General features: G+C 40.9%; 7 protein-coding genes. 6 read left to right on the forward strand and 1 reads right to left on the reverse strand.

Going from position 1 to position 9,589, the window contains the following annotated elements:
• Positions 1 to 169 precede the first annotated feature (169 nt).
• From L990_RS12100 to L990_RS12115, 4 genes are all read left to right on the forward strand, one after another.
• Positions 170 to 3,289 (forward strand): SusC/RagA family TonB-linked outer membrane protein, encoded by a 3,120-nt coding sequence (locus L990_RS12100; RefSeq protein WP_047449613.1) that lies wholly within the window; start codon positions 170 to 172, stop codon positions 3,287 to 3,289.
• A 15-nt stretch (positions 3,290 to 3,304) separates the two neighbouring features.
• Entirely contained in the window at positions 3,305 to 4,699 is a 1,395-nt protein-coding gene (locus tag L990_RS12105; RefSeq protein ID WP_047449598.1) for a RagB/SusD family nutrient uptake outer membrane protein, read from the forward strand.
• Between the two features lie 60 nt (positions 4,700 to 4,759).
• Positions 4,760 to 5,893 carry a metallophosphoesterase gene (locus L990_RS12110; RefSeq protein ID WP_052180970.1) on the forward strand — a complete coding sequence of 378 codons (1,134 nt, stop codon included), beginning with the start codon at positions 4,760 to 4,762 and terminating at the stop codon, positions 5,891 to 5,893.
• A gap of 136 nt (positions 5,894 to 6,029) precedes the next feature.
• On the forward strand, positions 6,030 to 7,163 hold the full coding sequence (locus tag L990_RS12115) for a metallophosphoesterase (protein ID WP_047449601.1): 1,134 nt from the start codon (positions 6,030 to 6,032) through the stop codon (positions 7,161 to 7,163).
• 121 nt (positions 7,164 to 7,284) lie between these two features.
• Here L990_RS12115 and L990_RS12120 read toward each other — a convergent pair whose 3' ends face one another.
• The gene (locus L990_RS12120) at positions 7,285 to 7,875 is read right to left on the reverse strand and encodes a hypothetical protein (RefSeq protein ID WP_047449604.1); all 591 of its coding nucleotides are present in this window, start codon (positions 7,873 to 7,875) and stop codon (positions 7,285 to 7,287) included.
• Between the two features lie 111 nt (positions 7,876 to 7,986).
• Here L990_RS12120 and L990_RS12125 point away from each other — a divergent pair, with 111 nt between their 5' ends.
• Together L990_RS12125 and L990_RS12130 are read left to right on the forward strand one after the other, a co-directional pair.
• Positions 7,987 to 8,868, forward strand: a complete 882-nt coding sequence (locus L990_RS12125; protein ID WP_156121529.1) for a hypothetical protein — start codon at positions 7,987 to 7,989, stop codon at positions 8,866 to 8,868.
• A gap of 204 nt (positions 8,869 to 9,072) precedes the next feature.
• Positions 9,073 to 9,589 (forward strand): sodium:solute symporter family transporter (locus L990_RS12130; protein WP_047449610.1); only part of this gene is annotated, 517 nt, incomplete at its 3' end.

Raw genomic sequence — 9,589 nt, forward strand, 5'->3', positions numbered from 1 at the left:
TCTGGAAGCTGTTTTTGGTACAATTTAGTAATCCTTCAACTGATTTTTGTTCTACCATTTACAAGTTTCCAGATTTTTGAAATCACCCTTCGGGCTTCTCCTCCTCTTTTTCCTGCCCTAATGTTGCAATAAGCAACAAGTGCCTAACAAGCAAAACAAAACCCTATCTATGAAAAAAACTACTCGAAAAGCAATGCTGGCGGCAATAGTTTTGCTATCAGCCATGTATGCACAAGCAGACTTGGCTAGCGCAAGAGGAAACGAGCCAAGCAGCACAACCTCTATTCAGCAAACAGTAGAGGTAAAAGGAAAGGTTGTCGATAAATCAGGCAATCCAATTGTCGGAGCAACAATTGCTGTTAAAGGAACAACAAGAGGAACAGCAACTGCTAACGATGGTACATTTGCATTAAAAGTTTTACCTAACGACAAAACCATCCAGGCTTCTTTTATTGGGATGAAAACCCAAGAAATGGCAGTACCACATAATGGTATTCCTCTCAACATCATTTTAGAAGATGATGCTAGAATGATTGAGGATGTAATTATTACAGGGTATGGAACTTTTAAGAAGTCAGCATTTGCAGGGTCAGCCTCTATGGTTAAAACAGACAATTTAAAAGATCTTCCGACAACAAACTTGACGCAAATGCTTCAGGGAGCCTCTCCCGGTTTAACCTTATCAGGATCTTCTAACCAACCTGGATCAGCAGCTCAAATTCGTGTAAGAGGTATGGGATCCTTTAATGCAGGAAATAATCCACTATATGTTATTGATGATGTTCCTGTGATGTCAGGAAACGTAAGTTCGCTAGGATCAAATGGTGGTTTTGATTTAATGTCATCAATTAATCCTGCCGACATTGAAAATATTACAGTAATTAAGGATGCAGCTGCAGCATCTTTATACGGTTCTAGAGCTGCAAATGGTGTAATTCTCATTAAAACAAAAAGTGGAAAATCAGGGAAAGCGATTTTCAGCTTTAAAGCAGACATGGGATTCACTGATTTTGCCATGCAATACAGAACTCCAATGGGAGGAGAAGAGCGCAGAGGTGTCCTTTTTGAAGGTTTGCGTAACCAAGGTTTGCGAGGGTATGCAAAAGATAATAGCTACAAAAAGATGACTGAAGAAGAAGCGACGGCCTATGCTAACAAGTATATCGACACCTATGCCCCAAAGCCTTGGAATGGTTGGGCCGATTGGACAGATATCTTATTCAGAAAAGGATTCCACCAAAATTATGAATTTTCAGCAATGGGTGGAGACGACAAAATGAAATACTATAGCTCTATTGGCTATACAAATCAAGAAGGTGTTTCATATCAATCAAACCTTGAAAGAGTGACAGGCCGTTTGAATGTAAGCTATAAGATAGCTCCAAAATTGGAACTTGCCGCAAATCTTTTGTATTCTGAAGTTCAACAAGATGTAAATAGCGAAGGTGGAACATATACCTCTCCTCTTTACTCTTCAAGAAATACGGCCACGCCATCTAATCCAGCATTTAAAGAAGATGGAACATATTCTGATTACTTCCCCAGAATGGATGGCCGTAACCCTAAAGCAACCGCAGATCTCAACTATAACAGAGAATGGATCAGCAGAGCCTTCAACACATTAAAAGCAACATACTCTTTTTCTAATAGCCTAAAATTCAAAAGCACATTTAGCTATGATTTTTCTATGAATAAAGGAAAATCATGGAATGATCCTTTAACTTCTGATGGAGTAAAGGATAACGGTAGAGCTGATGTAACTTTTGACGAGCGCAAAAGTATGGTATGGAGTAATGTTATCAGCTACGAAACAACATTTAAAGAGAAGCACACATTCGATGCTGTAGCAGGATATGAAATTAATAAAAGGTTTAACGATGGCCTTGGAGGAACTGCTAAAAACTTTGCAAAATCGGACTATCAAGCGATTTCTAATGGTGCCATACCCTATGCTGTCAGTGGAAGTCCTAGCGAAACTAGAATGATTTCTTACATTTCTAAAGCAAACTACAGCTACAACAACAAATACTTTGCTGGAGCTAGCTTCCGTCGAGATGGAAGTTCAAAACTTGCTGGAAATAACAGATGGGGTAATTTTTGGTCGGTATCTGGAGCATGGAGAGTTAGTGGAGAAGAATTCATGGCTCCTATTTCCGAAATAGTCACAGATTTAAAACTTCGCTCCTCATACGGCGTAAACGCAACATTGCCGTCTAGCTACTATGGCTACATGAATTTAACAGGACTAAATGGAGACTACTTTGCAAAGCCTACGCTTACAGAATCTCAAATTGCCAAAGAAAACTTAACATGGGAAACAAACTATAATTTCAATATCGGGCTTGATCTTTCATTGTTTAATAGGGTTAACCTAACAGCTGAATGGTACACCAGAAAAACAAAAGATCTATTAATTGACAAACCTATATCCTTAACTTCTGGTTTTGGTTCAATTCTTACCAATGAAGGAGAAATGCTAAACAGAGGTTTTGAGATAGATATCAAAACAACTAATATTAAGCAAAGAAATTTCAGCTGGACAACCAACTTCAATTTTGGGCATAACTACAACGAAATCCTTCGTCTTGATGGAGAGCAACAGCAGATACCTAGTGGCAATCAAATCCGTAAAGTTGGGTATTCCTACTTCACGCTCTACCTTCGAGAATTTGCAGGAATCAACCCTCAAACAGGGGCTCCTCAGTTTTACACAAATACAACAGACGCCAATGGCAATCTTATTAAGGATATTACAGAAGATCCCGCCAAGGCAAATCCTATTATTGGGAAAAAAATCACCCCTGACGTAACTGGAGCTATTAGCAACTACATTACTTATAGCATCTTTGACTTAGGATTAACGTTTACCTACTCAATTGGAGGCTACTCATATGACAACGCTGCACAAAAGCTTGAGCATAGCGGCAGCGAACCTTATGCCAATATACCAACCTACTATAGAAATAGGTGGCTAAAAGAAGGCGACAAAACCAACTGCGAGGTATTTATAGTCGACAACCCGCTTCCTTTAAGCGACTGGAGTTCTACTCATCGCGTACATAGTACCGACCACCTAAGACTTAAAAACTTCACTCTAGGAGCAACTCTTCCTAAACGATGGACCCAACTTGCCAAAATATCAAAAGCAAGACTATTCTGCTCTGCAACTAACCTATTAACATGGGCAGCCTACAACGATTATGATCCTGAAGTTCCAGAAGATGGTAGCGTATATTTCGAATTACCTCCGCTTAAAACTGTGACCTTTGGTATTGAAATCAACTTCTAAAAACAACAGACCAATATGAGAAATAAATATATTACCGCTTTTGTAATTTGCTTGACAATAGCAGCCTCATCTTGCAGCGACAGCTGGTTAGATGTTTCCCCAACCACCTCTGTTGAAACAGAAAAAGCAATAGAAAACACAACTGATGCAGATTACGCCCTAAATGGTATTTATAACACCATGCAGAGCTACGAGTATTACGGAGCACGCATGATGTACTATGGCGATGTTACAAGCGAAGATGCTCAAGCTTACAGCAATACCAAAAGATGTGCCGATTTCTACATGCTTCAATACAACAAAGACAACGCTCCTAGCTCCTTTTGGAAATATCCCTATAAAGTTATTCGTTTAGCAAATAACATTCTTGCAGCAAAACCAGCCGCCCTAACTGACGATATTATAGGACAAGCATTAGCGCTTCGTGCATTGGCTCTTTTTGATGTAACAAAGGTTTATGGGTCACCATACACTAAGGATGCTGGCAAATCTTGGGGCGGTGTTATCCTTCCTCAATCTTCAAAATATGATGTAAAACCAAGAAGAAGTACAGTTGCAGAATGTTATACACAAATTCTAGCGGACCTAACAAAGGCTGTTCAAATTCTTGAAAATAAGGCCAACCCTGGCAAACTTAATCAAGCAGCAGCAAAAGTTCTTCTTGCTCGTGTTTACCTATACAAAGGAGATTTTGATAATGCCCTAAAAACTGCTGAGGATGCCATTTCATCTGCCGAAAAGATAGGATACCGCCTATGGAAAAACGAGGAATATCTTGCTGGATGGAAGGATAAAATGGACATAGAGGTACTCTTTAAAATAGTAAACACAGCAACCGATAATGCGGGTAATGAGTCGTTAGGCGGTCTTTATCACGATAAAGGATACAAAGATATCATTCTATCTGATGATTACTTAACGCTCATGAAAGCAGATACTAAAGATATTCGCTACGCTTTAATTGAAGGAAAGTATTTCAGAAAATACTTGGGCAATGGCACTGATGAAGATTTCAGAAGTTCTGATATTCCTGTATTTCGCCTTTCCGAAGCATACCTTATTGCTTCAGAAGCAGCCATCAGGCAAACAACACCAGATAACGACAAAGCCATTAAGTATCTTGATGCAATTGTAAAGAGAGGTAATCCTACAAAAAGTGTATCTGGCACCATAACGCTAGCACAAATTCTAACAGAACGTAGAAAAGAACTTATGGGAGAAGGTCACCGGTTTTTCGATGCCATGAGAAATGGATTACTCATCGAAAGGAAAGGCAAATCTCATCTAAGCGCGCTAACTCCTGCTGCTAGAAGTTACGATTGGAACTACTTCAAAACCGTACTTCCTGTACCAAAATCAGAAATGGACGCCAACGAGAATATGAGAGATCAACAAAACTCTGGATACTAACAACAACGGATGCACTCTTTATTATAGAGAGTGCATCCTTACTTAAGACCTTTACCGCACATGTCAACCTGTAAAAGCATACGACTACTAGGCCTGCTTCTTGTTGTAATATTTACATCAGCATCCTGTTCTAAAGATGAAATCAAAGATACAGCAAAGGCGACCTATCCCATAGACGGACCTTACGTTATTCACAACTATAACTCAACAAAAATCATCCAAATTGGTGCTAATGGTGAATTGCAATGCAAGGAGTATGCGGCTGGATCGGAACCAAAAGAATTGAAAGTTTTTTCCCAAATTGGAAAACATCAGTTTTCTATTGTTTTAAGTCCAAACAATCCCCCCTCTTCCCCAACAACTACATCAAACAATAAGATATTCGTTCTATCCGATCCTCACGGCGATTTTGACTCATTTGTATCTATTCTTAGAGCCGGAAAAGTTATCAACGAAAACTACCAATGGACATATAATAAAAATCATATGGTGGTAATAGGAGACGCTTTTGACAGAGGTGTCGACGTTTTGCCAATATTTTGGTTATGTTATAAGCTAACCCAAGAAGCCACAGCCGCAGGTGGACAATTTCATTTCATTATAGGCAATCATGAAGATATGGTCCTTTCGGGAAATTATAAATATACCGAAGCCAAATACACAAAACTTGCAGGCATTCTTAAAATGGATTACAAAAACTTATTTGCGGCAAAAACAGAACTTGGGGCTTGGATCCGTTCTCGAAACTTTATAGAAGTTATTGGGAAGCACCTATTTGTCCATGCTGGTATCAGCAAAAGTTTGCTAGACAAGCATCTTTCGTTAGAAGCTATAAATCAAACAATGAGGGGATCATTAGGTTTAGGGAAGGAAAATATCCAAGAACCGAATACAAAATTCCTTTTCGATAGCAATGGCCCCTTATGGTACCGTGGAATGGTAAAAAACGATGCTTCATACGAAGCCTTTGACCAAAGTACTCTTGCCGCATTGCGCACTCAATTCAACGTTGATGATGTTATTGTTGGGCACACTATTTTCGACGAAATAAAAAGCCAGTATAGTGGACAAGTTGTTCCTATTAATGTAGACAACTCTAAAAACAGAAGCTTAAATCTTGCTCGTGCAATTATTATAGAGGGCAATTCTTTTAGCACAATAAATGACAAGGGAGAAATAAGTCCCCTTAAGTAGTAATTGATCCAAAACAAAAACTTACAGGCATCAGCAGCATACCCATCTTTTAAATATTGAAAACAAAAAAATATACATATTTTTTAGGACAGACCATATAAGCAAACGATATTGAATATAAACTTAAAAGCAGACTATGATACTGGATTTTATTACTCGAAGGGTTATTATTTTAACAACCATTATTCTATCGAGTTTCACGTTAATGGCCGATAAGCATGAAGATGAAAAGGATATTTTTCATGCAGACGGCCCCTACATTATCTACAAAGGGAAAAGCGTAAACGTTATATCGGCCAACAATAAGGGCGATATAACCAACCTAACCTACGCTATAGACAAGCTACCCAAAGTATTCGAAGTTCTCTCTGAGGAAGCCGAGCATAAGTTTAACATTGCCCTGCACCCCATAGAAGTGCCAGCCAACACCTACACACAACCAACCAAAACTTTTGTTCTATCCGATCCTCATGGAGACTTCGATGCCTTTGTATCAATCTTAAAAGCAGGTAATGTTATAAATAACGATTATCAATGGAGCTACGGCACCAACCATTTGGTGGTTATTGGAGATGCCTTCGACAGAGGTGTTGATGTGCTTCCCATTTTATGGCTTTGCTATAAGCTCGATGCAGAAGCGTCTAAATCGGGAGGTAAGCTACACTACATCATCGGAAACCACGAGGATATGGTTCTATCGGGAAACTACAAGTACACCGACGATAAGTATGAAGATATTTCCAACTACCTCAAGGTAGACTACAGGTCACTCTTCGACGAAAACACGGAGCTAGGCCGCTGGCTACGTAGCCGTAATTTCATCGAAAAAGTTGGCGACAACCTATTTGTGCATGCTGGTCTTAGCCAAGAATTTTTAGACAAGAACCTATCCTTAGACGAGGTTAACAGCACCATGCGGAAATACCTTGGAGTTGGGAAGAGTAAAATCGAAGATAAAAGCTCGTTGGCCTACTTTCTGTTCGACAAGATGGGACCAATCTGGTATCGTGGGCTGGTAAAAAGCGACGATAAGTACTCTCCCATCGAAAAGGAAGCACTAAACGCCATTCTTACCAAGTACGGAGTAAAGCGTATCATCGTTGGCCATACCATTTTCGAGGATATCAACCTGCACCAGCATGGGAAGGTTATTGATGTGAATGTTAAGAACGACCATAATCGTCGCACAGGCAGAGCTCGCGCAATTATTATTGAGGGGAATAATATTTCCCTAATAAATGATGACAAGCAAACAACTCCCCTTAAGTAGCAGCCTACTGTGGATGCGTATTGATTTTTTATGCAGGAAAAAACTTCCGTAGCGATTACGCAGGTCTTCTCTAATTATTGTCTTAGTATTGTCCAAACAACCAAAGGCGTAGGCGTAAAGCTTACGCCTTTGTCTTACTCTCCATAAATGTCAGTAAAACGGGGATAGAAACCTGCGTCACCTTATCAATCTGCAACCTTTTGATAGCTCCATTCTTTAAGATTAGGCTAAGCATTGTCGAGTTTTCAGCCCCTTCCACTCTATCAACATCCGCCCATCGAATACGAGCCGCACCATAACCTGGCTTAGCAATGGCATCAGACATAAATGTATAGTAGTACAAGATGCGGTTCCCATCAATCCAAGTAAAGGCATTCCAAAGCAGAAAGAAGTATAGAAAAGATATCGAACGAAAGATATCCAAGCTAAAGATAAGTTCCACACACAAGCCTAGCATTAGCATAATCCCTGCTAATGAAGCTACCCCACTCCACAGACATGCTCCTCTTTTCCCTATTAAAAATAGCCTTTGGGGCTTTATCTCCTTAAAGTAGCTTATACGCCTACAATAGTAGGCTACGATTGTAGCAATCAGCAAAACAACGAAAGGGTACCTCAACGTATGGCTATCTGCAAAAAAACCGACAACAACCACTAAAAACAATAGTACATTAAGGCACACGTAGAGTGCATTGAGTACCTTCAACTTCATTTTTATACACGATTTGCAATTGTTAAACTATATTTTCTAGCAGCAAATATAAAAAACAAAAGAGTACATATCTCATTTCGCGCTACCTTTACCCATTATTACCTACACTGCATGCTACATCTCCTACTTATCGGACGTAACAGATTAGCCCACGAGCGGCTACTGATGCTTTGGGAAAGCCTAAAAGACAGAACAACTCTGCTTTGGTATCCTAGTGCCGGTATCGATTTTAGAGATGTAACTGAAAGTTCAACGCTACATAGACTGACAGGCGACAGCCCCAACCTCTATATTCACACCGATTATCAGCTAGCAGGTTACGCGCTAGAAACGAACACAACCATTTTACACTATCCCGAGGGAGCCTTCTTCAAAAACAGCAACACGCTATCGCTAGGCGCCCCAAACTCCGAAGTTACCATCGAAGCCGCATTTGACCTAGAGCTAGAGCCTACATACGGCGAAAGCTACTGCATTAATCCAGAGTATGCCGACAATGCAGTAGATGCACCAACAACCCCTTCCATAAAGCTGCTAGACGTATCTTTTTTTCAAAATGGCATACGCAACACGGCAACCGTGCTCTACTTTGGCTTTGAAAATATCAACTTTCTAGAGCATATACTTCTAAAGCACCATATCAAAATTCCCTTTTTTCTTAAAGTCCGAGAAGGGTGCGGCTTTGGAGGCAACCGCAAAAGCATTACCGTAGCATTAGGCTTACTATCACTCCTCGGTACGCAGTTCGTTATTTCCGATGATGAAGGCGACTGTGACTACCACCTTTGGACGTTGCTCAATAGCCAGTATGGTGAAGTAGCCCAATCCTATTCGCTCGAAAAGATGGGAAGCATAAAGCCACTCTGGAGCACATTAAACGTAAGCATATACCGCGTAACTATAGCAAATTATCTACTTTCAGCCAGCCAGCTTGCGCAAAATATGTCCCAACTCCGAGTTATCGACTGGGAGGCATACAGTAGCCATTCTTAAAGGCACCTCGCCTCCTCTACTTATTTGCTACCTCATAGCAGCATTTCGCAATACCACTACCTCGCACAAATAACTTTTGTTTAGAGTAGTACTGATTGCGTTAAAATGTGTATTAGATGAAGGGTAAGGTATACTGGTAGGCTATGTGCCTTCATCCTTGCTCTGCTCAGACAATTTATTAACCAAAATCCATAACTGGAATATATGGGATTTCAACTGATTGACTACGCCATTCTGGTGGCGTACATCGTAATTATTGTGGGTGTTGGCCTATGGGTAACGCGCCGCAAGAAGGGAGCGGGAGAGCGCGACGCCGCGGACTACTTCATTGCCAGCAAAAGCCTTAGCTGGTGGGTTATCGGCACCTCGCTTATTGCCAGCAACATCTCGGCCGAGCAGTTTATCGCCATGTCGGGCTCGGGATTTGCGCTGGGTATGGGCATTGCCTCGTACGAGTTTATGGCGGCTGCCACGCTGATCATTGTGGCGGTCTTCTTCCTGCCCATCTTCCTCAAGTCGGGCATCTACACCATGCCCCAGTTTCTGGAAAAGCGCTACGATGGCCGCGTTAAAAGCGTGATGGCCATCTTTTGGCTGGTGGTATTTGTTTTCGTAAACCTTTCCTCGATTCTCTACCTGGGGGCGCTTACGGTTAAGAACGTGCTCTTTGAGGGGCAGAACGTGCTGATAGGCGGCATGGTGGTCGATCCGCTATGGATTG

Origin of the sequence: Alistipes sp. ZOR0009 (assembly GCF_000798815.1) — a bacterium.
Classification (GTDB): Bacteria; Bacteroidota; Bacteroidia; order Bacteroidales; family ZOR0009; genus Acetobacteroides.